Source organism: Undibacterium sp. RuRC25W, from assembly GCF_049339825.1.
Classification (GTDB): Bacteria; Pseudomonadota; Gammaproteobacteria; order Burkholderiales; family Burkholderiaceae_D; genus Undibacterium.
Genome location: NZ_JBMPPD010000043.1, coordinates 1 through 23,932, shown reverse-complemented (window position 1 = coordinate 23,932; position 23,932 = coordinate 1). Strand labels below are relative to the sequence as shown.

Genomic DNA, 23,932 nt, shown 5'->3' with positions numbered 1-23,932 from the left:
AAAACCTGCAACAAGAGCGTTTTGTGCGTATTTTTTCACGGCAGCATATATACTTAAACGTATAAAAATTAACCGAGAGAAACATGAGTAATCTGGTCCAAAAATTCCAAGAGTACAGCCAATGGCGTCAGGGTGTTACCCGGGCGCTTGAGCAGTATCGTTCCTGGATGAGTGGGTCGGATATGGCTGATGCTGTGGTGGATCAGCGTTTATCTCGATTGCTGGAGCGATTGGTAGACGATAAATTATCGATCGCTTTCGTTGCCGAATTTTCACGCGGTAAATCCGAGTTAATTAACGCTATTTTCTTTGCTGACTATGGGCAGCGTATTCTGCCTTCCTCAGCAGGGCGAACCACCATGTGTCCCACAGAATTATTGTACGACGACACCATCCCCCCGTGCATCCGTTTATTGCCCATCGAAACCCGATCAGAAACACAGTCGACCAGCGAATATAAAGGCCAAAGCCACGTCTGGACCGTTTTACCGTTGAATATCAATTCCGGTGACGGCATGCTTGAAGCATTCAAGCAGGTCAGTCTGACTAAAAAAGTGTCCATTGATGTCGCGAAGTCTTACGGTCTGTTTGATGAAGAAGATCCTGATGCGGCGCTGGAAGTTGACGAGCACGGCTTGGTTGAAATCTCACAATGGCGGCATGCGATCGTGAATTTCCCTCATCCTCTCTTGAAAGAGGGGGTGATTATTGTCGATACACCGGGCTTAAATGCGATAGGAACTGAACCAGAGTTGACGCTCAATCTGATTCCCAATGCGCACGCCGTATTATTTATTCTCGCCGCCGACACAGGTGTCACCAAGAGTGATATTGATGTCTGGCGTAACCATATCGGTAGCGGTCCAGGTCGTCTGGTCGTTCTTAATAAGATCGATAGTATGTGGGATGAGTTACGTACACCTGCAGAAATTGAGCAGCAATTAGTACGTCAGATCAATACTGTGGCGCATACGCTGGCGCTTGAAGAGAAGCAGATTTTCCCAGTTTCTGCGCAAAAAGGATTGGTTGCCAAAATCAATAAGGATGCACCATTACTGGCAAAGAGTCGCTTACCTGCATTGGAATATGCGTTATCTAAAGAATTAATTCCTGCGAAACAGAACATTATCCGTTCACAGTTAGCGGCTGAAATTAATGAAATTACCAGCTCTCAGCAAGCCATTGTTTCTTCACGTTCCCGCAATGTGGTTGAGCAAATGCTTGAGCTCAAAAGCCTTCGCGGCAAAAACATGAATGTCATCGAACACATGATGCGACGTGTCGATGCGGAGAAAAAAGAATTTGATGCCAGCCTGATCCGTATGCAAGGAACGCGTGCGGTCTTCACCAAGTTGTCGATGGAGGTGTATACCAGCCTCGGCATGGACATTTTGCGCGAAGAAATTCATCGTACCCGTGACGCCATGGAAAAGAGTTATCTCTCGGTCGGCTTACGCGATGCGATCAAACAATTCTTTGCGCAGGTTAAATTGAATCTTGTCGTATCCGATCAGAAGACCAATGAAATTTCCGAAATGATGACGGTCATGTATCGCAAATTTTCTACTGAGCATGGTTTGGCATTGACGGCACCAATGGCTTTTTCGTTGGATAAATACATCAAAGAACTCGACGCCATCGAACTTGTCTATCAGAAGCAGTTTAACGCGACGACGATGTTGACCAATACCCGAGTTGCTTTAGTTCATAAATTTTTTGATTCCGTTGCTGCGCGCGTTAAACAGAATTTTTTACAGGCGAACAAAGACGTAGAAGCTTGGCAGAAAGTTGTTATGGCACCGCTAGAGGCGCAAATTCGCGAACATAAAGCGCAACTTAAAAATCGGATGCAATCGATCCAACGTATTCATGTGGCGACCGACAGCTTGGAAGACAAAATTGCGTCCTTCGAACAAATGCAAACCGAGGTCGATGCTCAGAAACAGTCGCTTTCTCTGCTTGAAACTAAATTAAAAGCAGCATTATCTGCAGATCTAAATACCCTCAAAGTAGCTGCTTAATCGCGGTTTAACCTACATGAAACGTCGTATTCCGGCGGCTGCGGCCGCCAATTTTATTCATCCCGAATTCGTTGATCCCACATTCTCCCATGCCGTTATTACCTGGCAAAAACAGCATGGCAGACATCTCTTACCTTGGCAGAAAAGCCGCGAAGCGTATCGAGTCTGGTTGTCAGAGATCATGCTCCAGCAAACGCAAGTGACGGCGGTCATTCCGTACTACGAAAAATTTTTGCAAAGTTTTCCGACTGTATTTGATCTTGCTGCCGCACCTGCTGAATCTGTGATGGCGCATTGGAGTGGTCTGGGATACTACACGCGTGCCCGTAACCTTCATCAGTGCGCTAAACGAGTTGTTGAACAGTATCAGGGACATTTTCCTGCGGATCCTTTATTACTCGAACAATTACCAGGAATTGGACGGTCAACAGCGGCGGCGATTACCGCGTTTTCCTATGGCACAACGGCGGCGATTCTCGACGGAAACGTCAAGCGCGTTTTTACGCGTGTTTTTGGTATCGCTGGTTACCCAGGTAGTAAGCCTATTGAGGATGGGTTGTGGCAAAGAGCGATGGCACTATTGCCCGAAACTGGTATCGAGGCATATACCCAAGGACTGATGGATCTCGGCGCGACGCTGTGCACTCGGAGTAGCCCATCATGCCCACGTTGCCCGTTGCAAGCACGCTGTGTTGCCTATGCAGAAAATCGTACTGCTGAACTGCCTACCCGAAAGCCCAAGAAGCTGCTGAAGGAAAAGCAGGCAGTGATGCTGGTGTTAATCCATCAGGGGCAAGTCTTACTTGAACGTCGGCCAGACAGCGGCATCTGGGGTGGCTTATTGTCGTTGCCGGAAATGTCGGGCATGATAGAAATAGGCAAAGACAGTGTTGCTGATGATATTGATGAGCAACAATTGGGTGCGATGATTGCGAAGTTTGGTTCGGCAGGCAGTCGACGTCAGTTGCCAGATATTGAGCATGTGTTTACGCATTTTAAATTGCATATCCGGGTGGTGTTGGTGGAGATTTTTCAGCGGCAGTTGGGTGTGGCTAATGATAATTTTGTCTGGATGGATTTGTCGAGAATGGGAGATGCTGCGTTGCCGGCGCCGATCAAGACGTTGTTGATGTCGCTTTAGTTCTCAATCACGATTTGGTTTCTATTAATCGCATGGATTGCACTTCGGGCTACTCGGCCGAGGGTGGCCGACGGCCACTCACTTTTCTTGTCGCAAGGTGTTGCTTGGAAAAGTAAGCAAAAATTGATCTAATAAAATTGCATAAATTGACACACAATCCACGGTTCGATTTACACTGTATCCCTGCGATTTTTTTATCGGGGGATTACTTTGTTAAAACACGTTTTTCAGAAACTGGCAGGGTTGTCAGGTTTATTGTTCTGTGCTGCGGTGCAGGCTGGAGTGCAGGAAGGCAGCATACCGTGTCGCTTACCTGATTTTCCACAAGAGCTTCGTTGTGGGAAGATTGCGCGTCCATTAAATCCAGATGATGTTACTGGTAAAAAAATTGATATTCACTATGTGATTTTGCCATCGCAAGATAAAAATAAATTGCAGGATGCCGTATTTCTGCTCGCGGGTGGTCCTGGGCAAAGTGCGATCAACGTTGCCAGTTTTGGTCAGGCAATGCTTAGCCGACTCAATAAACGTCGTGATATCGTGTTTGTTGACCAGCGTGGCACGGGACGCAGTGCATCGCTCGCGTGTCCTGAAGTAGAAAATGGCGGCGATATTGACAGCGAAGATCAGATAGTCAAAAAATCCGAAGCCTGTTTGGCGCGCTTGAAGACGTTACCTTATGGTGACTTACGTTTTTTTTCTACAAGCATTGCAGTACAAGATCTGGAGGCGGTCAGGCAGCAGCAGGGCTACGATAAAGTTAATTTGGTTGGTGCATCTTATGGTACCCGAGTAGGCCTAGAGTATTTACGCCAATTCCCACATTCCGTGAAACGGCTTGTGCTTGATGGTGTCGTGCCTCCCGATATGGGATTATCATCCAGTGATGCGCAGATAGCCTTAGACGGCGTGTTTGCTGATTGTACAAAGCAAATAGATTGTCATGCCCGCTATCCTGATCTGGCAAAGCGCTGGGAGCATTTGTTAGCCGCTATGCCTAAACAAATCAATGTCACGCATCCACGTCTGGGAACGCCGTTACATATCGATATGCGTCGTGATGTGTTATTTAGTCTGGTACATAAAACGCTGTATTCCGCACCAAGCACGGGGGCGCTACCTTACGCCATTAGTCAAGCAGATCAGGGTAATTTTCAGCCATTGATTACGCTTAGTGGTGCGACTAACTTGCCTGGGTCGACGGGTATCAACTACGGAATGCATTTCTCCGTCTGGTGTTCAGAGGCATTTGCTCGTCCTGTAATGCCACCTAAAGACGAGTTTGGGCAGTTGATGATGCGTATGTATGAACGCACCTGCAAAAACTGGCCGCGTGCTTCAATTCCAGATGGTTTTTTTACGATTCCAGCCTCGCAGTCACCAGTATTGTTGCTTAGTGGCGGTATTGATCCCGTTACGCCGATACGTCATGGCGATGCCGTTGCTAAAGCGCTAGGTACTAATGCATTGCATGTGACGTTGAATAATTCAGGTCACGGTTTGCTGTCACAAGGTTGTGTACGTGATGTTGTCTATCGCTTTTTGAGCGTCAAGGATGATCGTGCCGCATTAAAGATTGATACAGCGTGTGTTCGACCCATTCCAAGACCATTAGCATGGCAAGCAATGCACGATAGTCACGAAGTTCAAAAGGAACAGCAAGGACCGGAGGACGTACGGCCATGATTATCGTCAACGATTTACATAAGAAATTTGTTCGTCACGATAAACCGGGTATGAAAAATCTGGGAGACTTGCGACGGCTGTTGGGTTTGCAAAAAACTGCTGAACAGGTCGTGCAGGCAGTCAATGGCGTAAGTTTTACTGCCAATGATGGTCAAATCACCGGTTTGCTCGGTGCTAACGGTGCTGGTAAAACAACGACATTGCGGATGGTTGCTGCGCTGTTGCAGCCGGATACGGGCAACGTGATTGTCGATGGCGTTGAGGTGAGAGCTGGAGTGTCATCGACCCAGTCCTACATGGGCGTACTCTCGGATGCACGTGGTCTGTACCCGCGCTTAACGGCCAGAGAAAATATTAACTACTACGGCCTGTTGCACGGGTTGACCCAAGAAATGACCGCGCACCGTATCGAGCAGTTGGCTGATCGGCTAGAGATGCGGCATCTATTAGATCGTCGCACGGATGGGTTTAGTCAAGGGGAACGCATGAAAACGGCATTGGCGCGTGCACTGGTGCATGATCCCCGAAACATTATCCTCGATGAACCGACAAATGGTCTTGACGTTGTCGCTACCCGTGCTCTACGTGAATTTTTGCGTTGGCTACGGTCGCCGGAAGGTGGTGCTAAATGTATTATTTTTTCAACGCACATCATGCAGGAGGTGGAGCGCTTGTGTGATGACGTGGTGATTGTCGCACAGGGTCGCAATGTAGCGCGCGGAACTGTGCAGGAACTTATGCAGCAGGCCAATCAGACTAATTTTGAAGATGCGTTTGTTAGTCTGGCTTTTTCAGAGCAGCAGACACAGTCGCTGGAGGATCGTTCATGAATGTATTGTTCGCTATTATCCGCAAAGAATTAAAGGATGCCTTACGTGATCGACGTACCTTAATGACGGCGTTATTGAGTTCATTGCTCGGCGCACCTTTGATCCTGTTAGTATTTTCGACTGTCTTGTCGCAAGTGGAGTCGCAGGAAGACAAGCGTGTCGTTCTGGCTGCGGGTATGCAGTACGCTCCACGGCTAGAAAATTTTATTTTGCGTCAAGGGTATCAGATCAAAGCCGCTCCAGCGGATTATGAGGCGAAATCGCGTAACAAAGAAATTGATCAACCAGTCTTAATCATCCCGAGTGATTTTGAATCGAAGATCATCAGTGGCGAGAAAGTAAATCTGGAAATTGCCTACGATACCTCGAACCGGAACGCCGAATTTGGTGTCCGTCCATTACGTCGCTTACTCGATGGTTATACGCAAGAACTGACTATCCTGAATCTGACGATGCGTGGCATTTCGACGGAGCTGTTGCAATTAGTGGAAGTTAAAGAGCATTATTTGCAAAAGGCTGAAGAACATAAAACCTCTGTCACAGAAATGCTGCCTATGATGGTGCTAATGGCGATTGTTGTTGGCGGGATGTATGCAGCAATTGATACCACGGCAGGCGAGCGTGAACGGGGATCATTAGAACCGTTAATGATGAATCCAGTCAGCGGTTGGCAACTGGCAGTCGGTAAGTGGAGTGCAGTTGCATTGGTCGGAATGGGCGTTGTTGTACTGACGATTGCCAGTTTTTTTCCATCACAATGGCTGATTAGAAACGATACGCTGCGTGCTGAATTCCAGTTCGGATTTAGAGATGCGCTATGGTTTTTGATCGTTTTACTGCCGCTGGCGGCGAGCGTCGCAGCAATGCAAATTGCTGTGGCACTTGATTGCAAAAGCTATAAAGAAGCTCAGGTGAGAAATCAGATTATCTCCATGTTCATTCCCTTTGTTTCGTTGATTCCGATTATGTTTCCGGGACGCGAACCAGCTTGGTTTCAATGGATTCCTGTGTTGGCCCAAAACCAGATGATGAATCAGGTATTAAAAGGCGAAGCACTCAATTCTGTCGCAGTTGTCATTGCATTGGTGGTGTGTGCGGCGATGACTTACGGCAGCCTTGCTTATATCGCACAAAAAATGCGAAAGGTTGTCATGAGTTAGTTCAATGTTGATGCTGATGAAGTAGCGATACAGCATGACAAGGCTGAATAAAAATCCCCATTTATCGTCAAACAGCGTCGAATCCTGTCGAGGATAAATGGGATTTTTATCGTGGATACGGAGATGGCTCGATACAGCCCGATATCAAGCGCTTATTGCAGACGGCGGTGACGGATCAGCACCTGTTCAGTTTGCTGGAAATGTTTAGTGAGTTTTTCTACCATATAAACTGACCGGTGCTGTCCACCGGTGCAGCCAATGGCAACAGTGACATAGCTGCGATTATCTTGTTTGAACGCTGGCAACCATTTGGTGATAAAGGCCTCAATATCTTTATACATCTCTTGCGCCATGTCTTGATTATCCAAAAAACGCATCACTGGCTGGTCTCGTCCGGTGAGAGGGCGAAGAAAGGGATCGTAATGGGGATTTGGTATCATCCGTACATCAAAAACTAGATCAGCATCCAAAGGTACACCACGCTTGAAGGCAAATGATTCAAACATCAAGGTTAATGGTGAGCGTTGGATCTGCACTACGGCTTTGACCCACGAACGTAACTGATTTGCGCGGAGATCGGTGGTATCGATGACGTGGGCCAGATTTTGGATACCAGCTAAAATTTCACGTTCTTCTTCGATACATTCCACCAGACTCAGGTCTACATTTGAAGCCAGCTCCATTGCCAGTCGATGTGACAGCGGGTGGCTACGTCGCGTTTCTGAAAAGCGGGCGACTAATGAGTCGGTGCTTGCCGTTAAGAACAGGACCCGGACATCATGCCCCTGATCGCGCAGGACTTGCAAGGTTTGCGGTAAATTGGAGAGTAGGTGGGCGCTACGCGAGTCGATAGCAATTGCTGCATTGGTGTGGGCTTCGAGTAACAGCGTTTTGATCAGATCAGGTAACAGACTCGGCGGCAGATTATCAACGCAATAGTAGCCAGCATCTTCCAGCACATTCAGCGCCACGGATTTACCTGAACCGGAGATACCAGAGATAAGTAATATCTGCATCTTAATCACCTGCTTCCATTGCGCGTCGTTGTCTTTCCATGAAATCTTCGAGGGTATTGATGCCGCGCAATTGCAAAATTGTATTGCGTACCGCTGCTTCGAGCAACACAGCAATGTTACGGCCTGCAGCAACAGGTACGACAACCTTACGAATTGGTAAGCCCAGCACATCCTCAGTTTGAGAATCAATCGGCAAGCGCTCGTAATTTTCTTCCAGAGTACTTCTGCGGACGAGATGAACGATTAATTTGAGGCGCATTTTTCGACGAACTGCTGTCTCACCGAAGATGGCTTTTATATCCAGCAACCCCAAACCGCGTACTTCCAGCAGATTTTGCAAAAGCTCAGGACAGCGACCTTCGATCATGTTAGGTGCGATGCGCGAAAACTCGACTGCATCGTCCGCAACCAAACCGTGGCTACGGGATATCAGCTCTAGTCCTAATTCGCTTTTACCTAACCCTGACTCACCTGTAATCAAAACACCGACCCCTAACACGTCCATAAACACGCCATGCATCGTAATACTCTGGGCTAGTTTTTTGGATAAATAAACGCGCAGATAGTCAATTGCCTGGGCAGATGGGTAGGGGGTTGAAAAGAGTGGAATATTATTATCGTCGCAGGTTGTCAAAAAAGGCGGTGGAGATTCTAGTCCTTGCGCGACAATTAGTGCGGGCGGACCGCCAGCAACCAGCTCACGGATAAGATTGGCGCGTGACGCGTTTGATAACCGGTTGTAGTAGGCGAGTTCCTGATGACCTAACACCTGAATCCGACCTGGGTGAATCAGGTTCAGATGGCCTACCTGATCTGCAGAAGAAGCGGCATCGCCGGTAATCTGTTTATCGGCACCTGCAAAACCGGCAAACCATCCCAGTTGCATGATGTCACGATTGTCATCGTAGATTTTTTGTATCGTTAATTCAGTGAATAAGGGCATGGCGATAAAGTAAAAATCCAGCGACAACCACAAAAAATCTTACGGTGTTGCTGATAAATCCGGGCGCCATGCGAGAATTTTCTCGTGAATGACAGTGGCACTCGGTTCAGAATTGAGTTCATTGCGGAAGCTTTCATTGGAAAGCATTTCTGCAATTTCAGATAATATCTCAAGATGCTGTTGCGTGACATTGTCAGGCATCAGTAGAAAAATTAATAAGTTGACCGGTTGAGCATCGGGTGACTCAAAAGGGATTGCTTCTTTCAGTCTTACGAGCGCGGCGATCGGGGCTTTGAGGCCTTTGATCCGGCCGTGTGGTACCGCAACACCATGGCCTAAACCGGTGGATCCAAGGCGTTCGCGGGCAAACAAATTGTCTGAAACCGTCGAGCGTGCAATGCTGCAATTATTTTCAAACAACAACCCAGCCTGTTCAAAGGCTCTTTTTTTACTGGAAATTTCCAAATCCAGAAGGACATTGGCTAGTGGGAGAATTTTTGCAATATTGGTCATGGTGCAAGATCTGGTTACAGCAATAAAAAATCACGCGCTGATCTGAATTGAAACAAATTATAGGCTTCTTTTTGCGAACTTGTTTAAATAAACACCTAGTTACTGCTGCCTGTTGTTCTGAAGTAGTTTCTCAAATTGTTCTATTGGCAGGGGTTGACTAAAATAAAATCCTTGCATTTCCTGACAACCCGAGTCTGTTAGGAAAAACATCTGTTCTGCATTTTCAACGCCTTCAGCCGTGACACTCATCCCTAGTGCTTTTGCCATCGCAATAATGGCGTGAGTGAGAACGACGGAGTCTTGATTGTCTGGGACTTTATGAATAAAGGAACGATCGATTTTCAAATTATCGATAGGGAAACGCTGCAAATATGACAAAGAAGAGAATCCGGTTCCAAAATCGTCCAATGAAATGCTGACACCAAGTTGTTTAATCGCTTCAAATACTGGCAAGAGCAAATCGAGTTCGCCCATTAGTAATCCTTCTGTAATCTCCAGTTGGAGGGCAGAGGGGGGTAAATTTGTTTCTTGTAATGTGCGTTCGATAAATTTACTTAAACTTGGATCCTGAAATTGTTTTGGCGAAATATTAACGCTGACCACAATATCAGGCGCCAATTGCTCACGCCAGAGACTTGTTTGACGGCAAACTTGCTCCAATACCCAGCGCCCTATAGGAAGGATTAAGCCTATTTCTTCAGAAATTGGAATAAAATCATTCGGTGGAATTAATCCTACTCCTGGCATTTGCCAGCGTATTAGAGCCTCTGCGCCGACAATCCGTGAGGTTTGCAGAGAAATTTTAGGCTGATAGTAGACCAGAAATTCTTTTTCACCCAAGGCGCGGCGTAAGTTGGTTTCAAGTGCATAGCGATGTTGGGCGCGGACGTTTAACTCTGTCGTGAAGAACTGATAGTTATTTCGTCCGGATTCTTTTGCATGATACATCGCCGAATCAGCACAGCGCATCAGTGTTGCCGCGTCATCACCATCATGCGGAAAGACGCTGATGCCAATCGATGTGCCTAAGTGATATTCATTTCCTTCTATTACAAAGGGGTCGCGCATTTGTGCTAGGACGCGTTCGCCAAGATCTCGCAGATATTCGGCATCTGCAATATTCTCAGCAATAATCACGAACTCGTCGCCACCTAAACGGGCGAGTAAATCTGTTGAGCGTATGCATGCACTTAAGCGCTTTGATACGTCGCGTAGTAATTTATCACCCGCCGCATGGCCAGCGGTATCATTCACGTTTTTAAACCGGTCCAGATCCAGAAACAGCAAAGCAACGCGTTGTTGGTGCTTCTGCGCATCCGCTAACGCCTTAGTCAGCCTGAGGTTGAGCTGATGTCGGTTCGGGAGTCCAGTCAGCGCATCATAAGATGCCATGAAATTAAGTTGTCGCTGGGTTTCAAGCACTTCCGTTGTATCCGTAAAGGAAATCAGTACTGCAGAAATGGAAGAATTACTCTTCTTGAAAATTGGTAGGCAGTTGACCAACAACCACACAATTGAGCCATCACTGAGCTCGACACCCGTCGATAAGTTCAACACTGGTGTACCAGATTTAAAAACAATTGACACTGGGTCATCACCTAATTTTACAGTGCGACCATTCTCATTGAATATACGTTTGAAATAACGATGTCGACGCCCGACGTTGTTGACATCTGAAATTTTAAGAATACGTAATGCGCTTGGATTACTGGTGACAATCTGCCCGCCGGTCGAGATAACCATAATCCCCTCCGATAAATTCGTCACCACAGAGCGATAGCGTTCTTCGCTCTCCTCCAGACTTTGCTCCATATTCTTTTTATCAATTGCCAGCCCAATCAGATCGCAGGCGTCAACGATCATGGCATGTTCGTCTTCGGTAGGCGTATATGTTACGTGACAGTAGACATCGATGGTACCGAGAACGGTATTGAAGGCGGTTGTGATCGGCACCGACCAGCATGAGCGCAAACCGTGCTGGAGTGCACTGGTTTTAAATTTTTCCCACAGGGGGCTGAGTTCAATGTCCTGAACAATGGTGAGGCGATTATAGTGAATCGCTGCTGCTGCTGAGCCGCTATTAATGCCAACAGGAATATTATGTAATTGTGTAGTGAATGGTTCCGGTAAAGAGGGACCAGCGCCAAAATTCAATGTCTGTGCACTTTGATCGAATAAGCTGATGGCACACATTGATCCGTTTGCCAGCAAGCGTTCCATCCGATCGCAGACGTCTTCGAGAATGTGAGATAGCGGCTTATCCAGCGCAATCATCTCCAGAATCTCTTTTTCGTGGTGCAGTGCCTCATGAATGCGATTGGCCTTCAATTTGACGGCATCGTTTTCTGGCAAACGAATGATTTGCGCGGACTTGCTTGATGCTGAAGGTACTTCACGCACACTGAGCAAAATAGCGATGTTGGGACCATGCTGAAATGCTTTACTGTGAACGTCGATATCAATTGATAAGCCATCGAGCCTGATGCATTGAAACCGTAAAGAGCTCGGTGGATTATCGGGATTGGAATTTTCTAGTAATTGCTTGACTGTCTCGTGATGCACTGGAATCAGAAAAACTTCTGGTTTTAAGCCTAATAACTGTTCTAAGTTACACGCCTTCATCAGATCGACTCCAGCTGGATTTGCATAGGCAACGCAATCGTCAATTAAAACGTAAATGGCATCTGGATGATGTTCTAGTAAACTGGAGTGCCACGCATTATCCATTATTGGTTCACGAGTACTAGTATTGAGTAAAGAAATAGGCGATATCACGAAAACAATCTGAAAATTAAATTTAATTTATCTACGATTTTTCTGCTTTACACACGCTTCACAGGGCGATTTTTTTTAGGATGGCAATCATTTTCCCACTTTGTCCACGATTGCCAATACTAGCTTTTTATTCACGTGAAGATGCTAACTGCAGTCAGAAGTCTAAGCAAGCGCTATCGCTATTACAGCGTTGAAATCTAATTGAGATCAATTCGGACAAATAATAAAAGAACGTCGCCATTCCCCTTATTTTTTGAAAGACGTGGCACATATGCGGCCATCAATTTTGTGTTTTTTGTCCCGATCGAAGCGACAGGCAAGGCGATGGGAAACGGTACGCCTTTGAAATAGTCTGTGCGACTAATCAGTGAGTAGGTGTATCCGCCGCCGATTTCAATCTTACCTGCAATCGGTTTCATCCATTGATAAGCGTAGCCCGCCATCGGTTGTGGTTTGTAATGTGAATCAGAAATGACCATCGCGTAAGCCAATTCTTCATTGTCTTTTTCATCGCGAATCGCTTTGGTAAAACCCAGACCCCAAGCATTTTCGTTCAGTTCTGCAATGCGCTCGGGTGTATAGGTATTGCGTCCATGATGCGCAAGACCCGACAAGTTCAGAGACATGTCACCGTCGTCGATGATTTTTGTCATTTTGCGTTTAGCACGCTCATACCAGCTAGGTTGTTCAGTGCTGACTTGGGCCAATGGTGCTTGTGAATCTAGTGTGTTTGCCATTTGAGAAGCCGATGCTGCAGTGCTAGCAGTCACGATTTGTGGTGCTGTTTGCGCATTCACTGCATTGATGTTCAGCGTGCCCAAAAGTAGGGCGGATAAGCTGATCAGTTTGCCGAAAGATGGCGTTCGAAAATTCATGATTGTAAAAAATGATGAGTGAGATTTAAAAATTACGGGAATAAAAATTACTGGCGAGCGTTTCTGCTATTGTCAGGCTTCTGACCTGTAGAGAAGTTGCTACGCCATGGATTGATATCGAGTCCACCGCGTCTTGTATAGCGGGCATAGACGGCCAGCTTTTGTGGTTTGCAGTGCTGCATGATATCAACAAAAATTCGTTCCACGCATTGTTCATGGAATTCGTTATGATTCCGGAATCCAATCAGATAGCGTAACAAACTTTCCTGATCAATTTGTGACCCAACGTAACGAATTTGTACACTACCCCAATCCGGCTGTCCGGTAACCAGACAATTGGACTTGAGCAGATGAGACAACAACGTCTCCTCCACAGGCGCTTCATCATGATTGGCTTTGAGTAAGGTTGGGTCTGGCGTGTAGGCATCAACGTCGATATCAAGGCGGTCAAGCATTCGACCCTCCAGTTCCCGCATCTTCAATTGACCAAAATTCTCTGACAAGCAAAGACTGACGTGGACCGAGGCACCGGCTGCTGCCGACAAATCTTTTCGCAGTAAATCAATAAGTGCATCTGGATCGGCAAGACGCGTCTGGTTAAAGCTGTTCAGATACAGTTTGAAGGATTTTGACTCGATGATATTCGGCGATTCAGCGGGTACCGTCACTGTAGCAATGGCAATTTGCGGTTTGCCGCGTTGATTTAACCATGACACTTCATAGGCGTTCCAGATGTCAACACCAAAAAACGGCAGTGTCGCACCTACGCCGATTTCAGCACGCTTTTCGGTGCGTGAAATCGGGAACAGGAGCGATGGATCATATTCCGCTTTGTAGGTGGCTACTTTGCCGAGTAAAGATTGTTCAGGTAAATTGGTGGATGGAGCGTCAGTCATTGCAAAGTCTTTGGCCTTTAGCCTAAAAATAATTGGTAAACGGGATTCTTACTTTCATCCCAGTAGCGATAACCGAGTGTGGATAGGAATTCTCGGAACATTTTCATTTCCTTTTTTGGTACCTGCAGGCCAACCAGCGTGCGCCCATAATCCGCGCCGTGATTGCGGTAGTGGAATAGGCTGATATTCCAGTTCGGTGCCATGCTGTTGAGAAAACGCATCAAGGCGCCCGGACGTTCTGGGAATTCAAAACGATACAGTAACTCGTTTTCTGCCAGCGCGCTCTTACCGCCAACCAGATGACGGATATGTAGTTTTGCTAATTCGTCATGCGTTAGGTCCAGTGTCGGGAAGCCGTTCTTTTCGAAATTTTTCGCAATCTTACTCGATTCCAGTTTGTCATTGACCTGAATACCGACAAAGATATGCGCCGCTTTATCGTCACTGATCCGGTAGTTAAACTCAGTCACGTTACGGGCACCTACTAATTCGCAGAAGCGACGGAAGCTACCACGTTCTTCCGGAATGGTGACGGCAAAGACTGCTTCACGCGCCTCACCGACTTCCGCGCGTTCAGCGACAAAGCGCAAACGGTCAAAATTCATGTTAGCCCCACAGGCGATGGTCACCATCGTCTCATTTTTGAGGGGCTTTTTATTTGCCTTTGCACGTTCGATATAGGCTTTACAACCTGCAACCGCGAGTGCACCCGCTGGTTCCAAAATACTACGGGTATCCTGAAATACATCTTTAATTGCCGCACAAACGGCGTCAGTGTCGACGGTAATGACTTCATCGACATACAGCTTAGCGAGGCGGAAGGTCTCTTCGCCCACCAGCTTTACTGCTGTGCCGTCAGAGAATAGACCAACATCATTGAGCGTAATACGTTTGCCAGCAGCGAGGCTGCGTGCCATCGCATCTGAATCTGTGGTCTGTACACCGATGATTTTAATATCTGGACGAATTGCTTTGACGTACGCAGCGACACCCGCAATCAGGCCGCCGCCGCCGATTGCGACAAAAATCGCGTGAATTGGCTCAGCATGCTGGCGCAAAATTTCCATGCCGACGGTACCCTGTCCAGCGATGACATCGGGGTCATCAAACGGATGGACGAACGTTAGTTTACGTTTTTTTTCTAACTCTAAGGCATGGCCATAGGCGTCAGTGAACGAATCGCCAAACAAAACAACTTCGACATTGTCGCCACCATGAGCACGCACCGCATCGATCTTAACCGGCGGCGTTGTCGTCGGCATGACGATGACTGCCTTGCAGTCGACGCGTTTGGCACTTAATGCCACGCCTTGGGCATGATTTCCTGCCGACGCGCAAATAACGCCTCGTTTTAACTGCGCCTGCGTCAGGTGGGCAATCTTATTGTAGGCCCCGCGAATTTTAAAGCTGAAGACACTCTGCATGTCTTCGCGTTTGAACATAATTCGATTATCCATTCTAGCTGACAGGCTGGGCGCAAATTCCAGCGGCGTTTCAAAGGCGACGTCATAGACGCGGGCGGTCAGGATCTTTTTCAGATAATCGGTGCTCATAAGCTTTAAAAGTGAGGTGAAATAATAGTTGAGATTTTTTTACAGTTTTTACAGCAAACAATCACAGCGCGATAACACGATCTTGTCGATTGAAGTAACGGTTTTGCCTTTACTTCAACATAACTTACGAAAACTACCCTAGCTGCCTCGTGACATCTAGTCGCAGAAGGGCGTAAGTTCCATTCTAGTCATGTAACGTTAGCTCACTGGTAGATGACGCTTTCGTACATTCCCGACAATTGCTTATTAGTAATTTCTTGGAAATAAGAGCACCTATTATAATGGATGCCCTTTAGGCTGAGCTTAGGTATACATGATAGAAGCTGCAATACATTGGTTATTCACCGTTTTAGCCGTGCCGGAAATCGGATTAACCTCGGTTTTTTTGATTAGTTTTATTTCTGCAACGCTTATTCCACTGGGCTCAGAACCTGCGGTGTTTGCCGTTATTAAAGCAAATCCCGACTTGTTCTGGCCCGTGCTGATCGTTGCCACCATTGGAAATACGCTGGGTGGTATTGTCGATTATGCGATGGGCTATGCCGCGAAACAGGCGTTTAACCGCGAACAAGAGAGCTTCTGGTTTGCGTGGCTCAAGCATTTTGGCGCGAAAACGATGCTCCTTGGCTGGCTGCCAATCATTGGTGATCCAATTTGTACATTGGCCGGCTGGCTGCGGCTGCCATTCTGGCCTTGCGTAGGCTACATGGCGATCGGGAAGTTCCTGCGTTATATCAGCATGACTTATCTGTTGCTCAAAGTGCCGGATGGATTTTGGCATCGCATTGGGGAACTGTTAGCCTAAATGTGTTGGACGCTATGTCTGTCCAGCCTGTCGAACCATCACATGACGATATGAGATTGCTGATGAGTGGAAAATTTTTAATTTAATTGAATTATTATTAAAAAGACTACTTTTTGTAGTCAAGATGTCTTAATGTTTGTCTATACTTTTCCGACCGTCTTCCAGTTGATCTTGATTCGGACTAGAAGATTCTCAATGGTTGCTAAAAATATCATTGAATAAATACAGAACTTACCAAAAATTGCCTCAACAGCGCCCAGACGTCGGGTGCGTATGGGATTGTCACTCCTTGCTGGGGTATTTTTGCATAAGTCCTAAGATGATAAAACAGATGTATTTTGGCAATTAAATTAATATAATGATAATTCCATCCACTTCATCCTTAAGGGGGCTCAGAATATGCAGCAAGTAAAAACGCCACGTCGTGGCTTTATTCAAAGCATGATCGCCACTGCTGCTGGTGTCACACTGACGACATCCGCGATGGCAAAAAATGCGGATACTAAAACAGTCGTGTTGGATAACGCGAAATGGGCACCACGTAACCACGATTTAGTGGCGACATTGATCACCAACCACGGTATTGCAAACAAAAAATATTCAGCTAAACGCAAGCCTTATGCCGTGTTTGACTGGGATAACACCAGCATCATGAACGATTGTGAAGAAGCGTTGCTGATGTATCAAATTAACAATCTCGCATTTAAACTGACACCTGCCGAGTTTTCAGCAATTATTCGTCAGAACGTTCCAGCTGGTAATTTTGCGCCTGACTACAAAAATGCTGCAGGGATGATCGTTGATCGAGACAGCCTGTGCGCTGATCTGGATAGCGATTATGCGTTTTTGCATGCCAATTACAAAGGCATGACGGGTAGCATGAGCTTGGTACAAATCACAGAAACAGCCCAGTTTCAGGATTTTCGCTCTAAGCTCTATTTCATGTATGAAGCGGTGAATGACACACATGGTGTGAGCGTTGGTTATCCATGGGTGATCTACTTTTTTGCCAACATGACGGTCGGCGAAGTATCCCAATTGGCTGAAGCATCGAATGACGCGAACCTAGGTATGGGGCTGTCCAAAGTAAAATATACCAGCCCAGCATCATTACCAGGAAAAGCAGGCGTAGTAACAACTGCCCATTTTCATGGTATCCGCTTGTGCACTGAAATCGCCACACTGATGGATATATTCCGTCAAAATGGCTTTGACGTTTATGTCAGCACTGCTTCTTTGGAGCACGTCGTGGCTGTGTTTGCTGCCAATCCTAAGTATGGTTACCACGTCCCACGTGAAAACGTACTGGGTCTGCGGCTTGAGCAAGATGGCGATGTGTTGAAAAACGCCTATCGTAAAGACTGGCCACTGAACTGGGGCCCAGGTAAGTCTACTGTGATCAAGCGTGAGCTGGTAGCGAAAAAAGGCTATGGTCCTGTGTTTGTCGCTGGCGACAGCGATGGTGACTACGATATGCTGCGTGATTTCCAAGACACAGAACTGGGCCTGATCGTTAATCGGCTGAAAAAAGGTAATATCGGCGCCTTGTCTAAACTGGCTGCGGACAGCATCCAAGAAGCGCATCCACGCTTTGCGTTGCAAGGACGTCAAGAGTCGACAGGAAACTGGTTGCCAGTGGAGACGACACTGAAATATGGTAAGACTGCGCCGGCGATGGTTGGCTAAGTCGTCTTAGGGCAAGTTGCTGTTGATTAGCAGTTCTGCTGGGAAACGCTCCTTGGTGACAGGGGGCGTTTTTATTTGATTGATTGCGCTTCGTCTGGGCGGGTCGGTGGTGGTGCGTATTCGTAGGGAGGTTGCAACCCGCCACGCTTTGATTCGTTTCTTGTTCATTTGTCGGAGTGCCCTTCGTTTTGACCAAGCTGAGATAGTCTGCTTGGTCGTCATCCAGGATTGATAAGCGCGTGCGTTCGGGATGTGGGACTAAAATGCGGCCAACATAGATCTACCGTTGTTTGCATTACTTTCTTGCAAGAAAAAGCCTTTTTTGAAAAAAATTAAGCAATTTGCCAAATAAGCTTTGGAAAATTGCCACAAATACCTACCATTGCCGTACAAACTTCAAGGCTGTTGCGACGTGGTGCATCGCAATACGCTAGAATGAGTCTTTAAATCCAGGACTGATACCACGCCGACTCAGTAAACCGCGGTTTGCTGGACATACGGTATTGGTCTGCAATCCGTCTAACCACGTCTCTGATGAACGCTCCAGCTCAAATTCAGGCTTTGCTTGCAGATTCACCGCAAGGTGCCGCTCCGACCCGTGTCCGGGAAATTCCGTATAACTACACCTCGTTTTCTGATCGTGAAATCGTGATCCGCTTGTTAGGCGAAGATGCCTGGCGCTTGCTGGATCAATTACGCGGCAAACGTCAGACTGGCCGATCCGCGCGGATGCTGTATGAAGTTTTAGGTGATATCTGGGTCGTACGCCGTAATCCGTATTTGCAAGATGACATGCTGGATAATCCTAAGCGTCGTCAGGATCTGATTGACGCTTTAAACCACCGTCTTGCAGAAGTCGAAAAACGTCGTCTCAACACCGCCAACGACGATGACGCAGAACGTAGTAACAGCGTCGAAATCCTCGTGCAAGCTGCGCGCAAAGCGGTGGCGGATTTCTCGAAAGAATTCAGAGATACCTACGATTTACGCAAAAAAGCCAATCGTTTGTTATCACGCTACACCGCTAAGGACAACATTAAATTCGATGGTCTGAGCCGTGTGTCACACGTCACTGATGCGACTGACTGGCGGGTGGAATATCCGTTTGTCGTCCTGACGCCGGATACCGAAGATGAAATGGCTGGCTTGGTCAAAAGCTGTATCGAGCTTGGTCTGACGATTATTCCACGCGGAGGTGGTACGGGATACACAGGTGGCGCGATTCCGTTGACGCCTTTGTCTGCTGTCATCAATACCGAAAAACTGGAACAACTCGGCGAAGTCGAAATGACACGCTTGCCTGGGGTGGATCGCGATTACGCAACCATTTATTCGGGTGCTGGTGTCGTTACCAAACGTGTTTCCGACGCAGCTGAAAAAGCGGGTTTTGTCTTTGCTGTCGACCCGACCTCTGCTGAAGCATCTTGCATCGGCGGTAACGTTGCGATGAATGCGGGGGGCAAGAAAGCGGTTTTATGGGGAACGGCGCTCGACAACCTGGCATCGTGGAAAATGGTTGATCCTAATGGCGATTGGCTCGAAGTCACGCGTCTGGAGCATAACCTCGGTAAGATCCATGATGTTGAAATGGCAAAGTTTAGACTCGAGTGGACACATCCAGGTGAAAAGCACCCGTTTAAAACAGAACAGCTCGATATCAAAGGCCGCGTCTTCCGTAAAGAAGGTTTAGGTAAAGACGTGACAGATAAATTCCTGGCAGGTTTGCCAGGTGTGCAAAAAGAAGGTTGCGACGGCCTGATTACGTCGGCACGCTGGATTTTGCACAAAATGCCAAAGTTTGCCCGTACGGTCTGTCTTGAATTTTTTGGACAAGCACGCGACGCAATCCCAAGCATTGTTGAAATCAAAGATTACCTCGACGGTGAAACCAAAAAAGGCGGCGCGATTCTGGCTGGGTTGGAACATCTGGACGAGCGTTATTTGCGCGCTGTCGGTTACACCACCAAGTCCAAGCGCGGTGTCCTGCCGAAAATGGCTTTGTTCGGTGATATCGTTGGTGACGACGAAAACGCCGTCGCTCAAGCCGCTTCGGAAGTGATCCGTATTGCGAATACACGTGTCGGTGAAGGCTTCGTTGCTGTCAGTCCTGAAGCACGTAAAAAGTTTTGGCTCGATCGCGCCAAAACAGCGGCGATTTCTAAACATACCAACGCCTTCAAAATTAATGAAGACGTGGTCATTCCCCTCAATCGCATGGGTGAATACACCGATGGTATTGAGCGTATTAATATCGAATTATCGATTCAGAACAAGTTGGCGCTGTTAGATAAACTGATTCCTTTCTTTGCCAATGGTAATCTGCCATTAGGCAAGAGTGAAGATGCTGATGGTGACGATATTCCAGCTGCTGAATTACTGGAAGATCGTGTCAATCAGGCCGAAACCTTGTTACAACAAGCGCAGGCACGCTGGACTTATCTGCTCAACAATCTCGATAAGCCATTGATTAATGCAAAAGCGGATTTGATGGAATTGGGTCTGGATAAACTGGCGTTTGTTTTTGATGAACGTTTGCAGCGTCAGCCAGATGCGACGGTGTTTTCAGTTGTTCAGGACAGAACGGTTAGAGTTTCTTGGAAGACCGAAGTCCGCGCGCATTTGCGTCAGATCTTTAATGGCGCAGCGTTTAAACTCATCCTTGATGAGTGCGTCGCTTTGCACAAAAAAGTACTGCGTAGCCGCGTCTTTGTCGCCTTACATATGCATGCCGGCGATGGTAACGTCCATACCAACTTGCCAGTAAACTCCGATGACTACGACATGCTACAGGTCGCACATCACGCAGTGGCGCGCATCATGGTGCTGGCGCGGTCACTCAATGGTGTGATCTCGGGTGAGCATGGTATTGGTATCACCAAGTTAGAATTCTTGACGGAAGACGAGATCAAAGATTTTCGTTCGTACAAATTGCGTATCGATCCTGAAGGTCGTTTTAACAAAGGCAAACTGCTCAACTTGCCTGAGTTTGCAGCGGATTTACGTAATGCGTACACGCCTTCGTTTGGTCTGATGGGACATGAGTCCTTGATCATGCAGCAAAGTGATATCGGTGCCATTGCCAACAGCGTGAAAGATTGTTTGCGTTGCGGTAAATGTAAGCCAGTGTGTGCGACGCATGTCCCACGCGCTAATCTGCTGTATTCACCACGTAATAAAATTCTGGCGACCTCCTTATTGGTCGAAGCATTTTTATACGAAGAGCAGACCCGTCGTGGCGTCTCTATCAAACATTGGGATGAGTTCTCGGATGTGGCTGATCACTGCACGGTCTGCCACAAATGTGTGAATCCTTGCCCAGTTGATATCGACTTCGGTGATGTCTCGATGAACATGCGCAATCTGCTGCGTAAAATGGGGCAGAAGAAATTTAATCCGGGTACAGCCGCATCGATGTTCTTTTTGAATGCGACAGATCCAGCAACCATCAACATGACTCGTCAAGTGATGATCGGCTGGGGCTATAAAGCGCAGCGCTTCGGTCATGACTTGCTGAAGAAGTTTGCTAAAAAGCAGACCAAAGCACCACCGGCCAGTGTGGGTAAAGCACCGATTAAAGAGCAGGTGATTCACTTTATCAACAAAAAAATGCCGGGTAATCTGCCCAAGAAAACAGCGCGTGCGTTGCTCGACATTGAAGACGATAAAGTCGTACCAATTATCCGCAATCCACAAACGACGACTGCCGATACAGAGGCCGTGTTTTATTTCCCTGGCTGTGGTTCAGAACGTTTGTTCTCGCAGGTAGGATTAGCCACACAAGCGATGTTGTGGAATGTGGGTGTTCAGACGGTGCTGCCGCCAGGATACCTGTGCTGCGGTTATCCGCAACGAGGTAGCGGTCAGTTTGATAAAGCGGAAAAAATGATGACCGATAATCGTGTCTTGTTCCACCGCATGGCGAACACCCTCAATTATCTGGACATTAAAACGGTCATTGTTTCTTGTGGTACGTGCTACGACCAGTTGTCGACCTATGAGTTTGATAAGATTTTTCCAGGTTGCCGTATCGTCGACATCCATGAGTACCTCATGGAGAAGAACGTCAAACTCGAAGGCGTCACTGGTACCCGTTATATGTACCACGATCCTTGCCACACACCGATGAAATTGCAAGATCCGTTAAAAACGGTCAATGCGCTGATTACCGGAAGTAATGGCGACGTGAAGATTGAGAAAAATGATCGTTGCTGTGGTGAATCGGGCACGTTAGCAGTAACGCGTCCGGATATTTCGACGCAGATTCGCTTCCGTAAAGAGAGTGAGATGATCAAAGGCGCGGATAAATTGCGCGCTGATGGCTTTACAGGTGATGTCAAGATTCTGACTTCCTGCCCATCTTGTCTGCAAGGTTTGTCGCGTTATAACGACGATAGCAATACCGATGCCGATTACATCGTGGTTGAAATGGCGAAACATATTCTTGGTGAGAATTGGATGCCGGAATACGTTGCTAAAGCGAATAACGGTGGCATTGAAAGGGTGTTGGTGTGAGTGTGAGTAACGTGACACCTACCGCCGCAGAGTGTGAACTATGCGATGTCAGCCGCGGTGATGTTGTTGTCAGTAACGCCCAGTGGCGCGTCATTCTGGTGGATGACGCGAACTACCCAGGGTTTTGCCGCGTGATCTGGACTGCGCATGTGAAAGAGATGACAGACCTCAATGAGACCGACAGAAATGTGTTGATGCAGGTGGTGTGGAAGACGGAATCAGCGATTCGTGCCATTATGCAGCCGCACAAAATGAATCTCGCGAGTTTTGGTAATATGGTTCCGCATTTGCACTGGCACTTGATCCCGCGCTACACAGATGATGCCCATTTCCCGAATCCAGTCTGGGCGGCAGCCAATGTAGAAGTGCCTGAACAGACCATCGTTGAGGCGCGTCGCAGTTTATTGCCGCAATTACGCAATGAACTGAGTGCCCGTCTGAGCTGACTGAAATAATCGCATTAACTGAATTGATTGAAATAAAAATATGAGTTCCAATAAAGTCCAGCCAACCTCACTCAATGCCCGTACCCAGTCACGGGTATTGGAAATCACTTTTGATGACGGCAAAGAATTTTCTATTCCCTTTGAACTGATGCGCGTGTATTCGCCATCAGCTGAAGTGAAAGGTCACGGACCTGGGCAAGAAACCCTGCAGACAGGCAAACGCGAAGTCGGTTTAGTCGGGATCAAGCCAGTTGGCAATTATGCGGTCAAGCCTTTATTCTCCGATGCGCATGATTCTGGGATCTTTACGTGGGATTATTTATACTGGCTGGGTGATAACCAGGCGCAGTTATGGCAGGATTATGTTCAGCGTTTGCAAGAAGCAGGGTTTGCGGGTGAAACTGGGCGTGACGCGCCTATGCCGATGAAGGCGGGTGGGTGTGGGCATTCCCACTAATATGGTGTGTGGGCGGGATCTGCAAAGACGATTTAATATGATGAGGTAATGCTGATCCCGTTTTCCTAATTTTCCACTATTTAATGAACAGGAAAACAGGCGTATTCCTAGCTTGACCTTACCTCGGTAATTAGTTTAAAAATAGGCGCTATCGCTGCACAAAATGCCTTTTCAAAAATTGTACTTCCTCCTAGAATTTGCCCTTTATTTATCGCCTTAATTGCGTTATCAACAAATTGAACCAAACCAACTGCACCAATAAAATCCTCATCTAATTCCATAATTTCCGCATTGATAATCCGTAGTATTTTTTTGGTAGCTTTCCATCTTTCTTAGGCTTTGCATCTTTAATTGCCCTTAACTCAATTTTCGATGGGGAAAAGATTTTCGACGTTTCGACTGCCATTACCGCCATTAATCCATGTGCCATTTCCATGGCGCGATCTTTTCCCCATATTCAGAAAGAATGCGCAAATGGTCTTTGACTCAGGCCATAAAACACAGGGATTATTCATGACAGCCGAGTGATCACAATCAAACGTCTGGTCCTGTTTGAAACAGTTTGATGATCTCGGGTTGAGGTGACGGCTGCCCGTTCCAGTGGGCACCGGGTTGGA

At 47.1% G+C, this 23,932-nt stretch carries 19 protein-coding genes; 10 read left to right on the top strand and 9 right to left on the bottom strand.

Annotated features, from left to right (window positions below; all coding sequences use genetic code 11):
• Positions 1 to 83: 83 nt before the first annotated feature.
• The 5 genes from ACO0KV_RS16435 (at position 84) to ACO0KV_RS16415 (ending at position 6,838) form a co-directional block, all read left to right on the top strand.
• A complete protein-coding gene (locus ACO0KV_RS16435) occupies positions 84 to 2,021 on the top strand; it encodes a dynamin family protein (protein ID WP_423043942.1) in 1,938 nt (645 codons plus the stop codon).
• Between the two features lie 16 nt (positions 2,022 to 2,037).
• The gene (gene mutY, locus ACO0KV_RS16430; RefSeq protein WP_423043940.1) at positions 2,038 to 3,162 is read left to right on the top strand and encodes an A/G-specific adenine glycosylase; all 1,125 of its coding nucleotides are present in this window, start codon (positions 2,038 to 2,040) and stop codon (positions 3,160 to 3,162) included.
• Between the two features lie 210 nt (positions 3,163 to 3,372).
• Positions 3,373 to 4,848 carry an alpha/beta hydrolase gene (locus ACO0KV_RS16425; protein ID WP_423043938.1) on the top strand — a complete coding sequence of 492 codons (1,476 nt, stop codon included), beginning with the start codon at positions 3,373 to 3,375 and terminating at the stop codon, positions 4,846 to 4,848.
• Positions 4,845 to 5,678: an ATP-binding cassette domain-containing protein gene (locus ACO0KV_RS16420; RefSeq protein WP_423043936.1), complete on the top strand. Its 834-nt coding sequence runs from the start codon at positions 4,845 to 4,847 to the stop codon at positions 5,676 to 5,678. Before ACO0KV_RS16425 ends, ACO0KV_RS16420 begins: the two co-directional genes overlap by 4 nt.
• On the top strand, positions 5,675 to 6,838 hold the full coding sequence (locus tag ACO0KV_RS16415) for an ABC transporter permease (RefSeq protein ID WP_423043934.1): 1,164 nt from the start codon (positions 5,675 to 5,677) through the stop codon (positions 6,836 to 6,838). The genes ACO0KV_RS16420 and ACO0KV_RS16415 overlap by 4 nt, the downstream gene beginning before the upstream one ends.
• Before the next feature lie 152 nt (positions 6,839 to 6,990).
• Here the strand turns inward: ACO0KV_RS16415 and rapZ are convergent, their stop codons facing one another.
• The 7 genes from rapZ to ilvA form a co-directional block, all read right to left on the bottom strand.
• Entirely contained in the window at positions 6,991 to 7,854 is an 864-nt protein-coding gene (rapZ, locus tag ACO0KV_RS16410) for an RNase adapter RapZ (RefSeq protein ID WP_423043932.1), read from the bottom strand.
• 1 nt (position 7,855) lies between these two features.
• Positions 7,856 to 8,797, bottom strand: a complete 942-nt coding sequence (gene hprK / locus ACO0KV_RS16405) for an HPr(Ser) kinase/phosphatase (protein ID WP_423043930.1) — start codon at positions 8,795 to 8,797, stop codon at positions 7,856 to 7,858.
• 39 nt (positions 8,798 to 8,836) lie between these two features.
• Positions 8,837 to 9,310, bottom strand: a complete 474-nt coding sequence (locus ACO0KV_RS16400) for a PTS sugar transporter subunit IIA (protein WP_423043928.1) — start codon at positions 9,308 to 9,310, stop codon at positions 8,837 to 8,839.
• 99 nt (positions 9,311 to 9,409) lie between these two features.
• Positions 9,410 to 12,037: an EAL domain-containing protein gene (locus tag ACO0KV_RS16395; RefSeq protein ID WP_423043926.1), complete on the bottom strand. Its 2,628-nt coding sequence runs from the start codon at positions 12,035 to 12,037 to the stop codon at positions 9,410 to 9,412.
• A gap of 245 nt (positions 12,038 to 12,282) precedes the next feature.
• Positions 12,283 to 12,960: a hypothetical protein gene (locus ACO0KV_RS16390; RefSeq protein ID WP_423043924.1), complete on the bottom strand. Its 678-nt coding sequence runs from the start codon at positions 12,958 to 12,960 to the stop codon at positions 12,283 to 12,285.
• Between the two features lie 47 nt (positions 12,961 to 13,007).
• A complete protein-coding gene (gene queF, locus ACO0KV_RS16385) occupies positions 13,008 to 13,856 on the bottom strand; it encodes an NADPH-dependent 7-cyano-7-deazaguanine reductase QueF (RefSeq protein WP_423043922.1) in 849 nt (282 codons plus the stop codon).
• A gap of 17 nt (positions 13,857 to 13,873) precedes the next feature.
• Entirely contained in the window at positions 13,874 to 15,409 is a 1,536-nt protein-coding gene (gene ilvA, locus ACO0KV_RS16380) for a threonine ammonia-lyase, biosynthetic (RefSeq protein ID WP_423043921.1), read from the bottom strand.
• 313 nt (positions 15,410 to 15,722) lie between these two features.
• Between ilvA and ACO0KV_RS16375 the strand changes: the two genes are divergently transcribed.
• The 5 genes from ACO0KV_RS16375 to ACO0KV_RS16355 all read left to right on the top strand — a co-directional run bounded on the left by ACO0KV_RS16375 (position 15,723) and on the right by ACO0KV_RS16355 (position 23,315).
• Positions 15,723 to 16,214 (top strand): YqaA family protein, encoded by a 492-nt coding sequence (locus ACO0KV_RS16375; protein ID WP_423043919.1) that lies wholly within the window; start codon positions 15,723 to 15,725, stop codon positions 16,212 to 16,214.
• A 399-nt stretch (positions 16,215 to 16,613) separates the two neighbouring features.
• Positions 16,614 to 17,900, top strand: coding sequence for an HAD family hydrolase (locus ACO0KV_RS16370; RefSeq protein ID WP_423043917.1), 1,287 nt, complete (start codon positions 16,614 to 16,616; stop codon positions 17,898 to 17,900).
• Between the two features lie 534 nt (positions 17,901 to 18,434).
• A complete protein-coding gene (locus ACO0KV_RS16365) occupies positions 18,435 to 22,412 on the top strand; it encodes a DUF3683 domain-containing protein (protein WP_423043915.1) in 3,978 nt (1,325 codons plus the stop codon).
• A gap of 11 nt (positions 22,413 to 22,423) precedes the next feature.
• A complete protein-coding gene (locus ACO0KV_RS16360) occupies positions 22,424 to 22,858 on the top strand; it encodes an HIT family protein (RefSeq protein ID WP_423043953.1) in 435 nt (144 codons plus the stop codon).
• Between the two features lie 40 nt (positions 22,859 to 22,898).
• Positions 22,899 to 23,315 (top strand): gamma-butyrobetaine hydroxylase-like domain-containing protein, encoded by a 417-nt coding sequence (locus ACO0KV_RS16355; protein ID WP_423043913.1) that lies wholly within the window; start codon positions 22,899 to 22,901, stop codon positions 23,313 to 23,315.
• A gap of 107 nt (positions 23,316 to 23,422) precedes the next feature.
• Here the strand turns inward: ACO0KV_RS16355 and ACO0KV_RS16350 are convergent, their stop codons facing one another.
• The gene (locus ACO0KV_RS16350) at positions 23,423 to 23,596 is read right to left on the bottom strand and encodes a hypothetical protein (RefSeq protein ID WP_423043911.1); all 174 of its coding nucleotides are present in this window, start codon (positions 23,594 to 23,596) and stop codon (positions 23,423 to 23,425) included.
• Positions 23,597 to 23,677: 81 nt separating this feature from the next.
• On the bottom strand, positions 23,678 to 23,932 hold a 255-nt coding region (locus ACO0KV_RS16345; RefSeq protein ID WP_423043909.1), incomplete at its 5' end, for a hypothetical protein.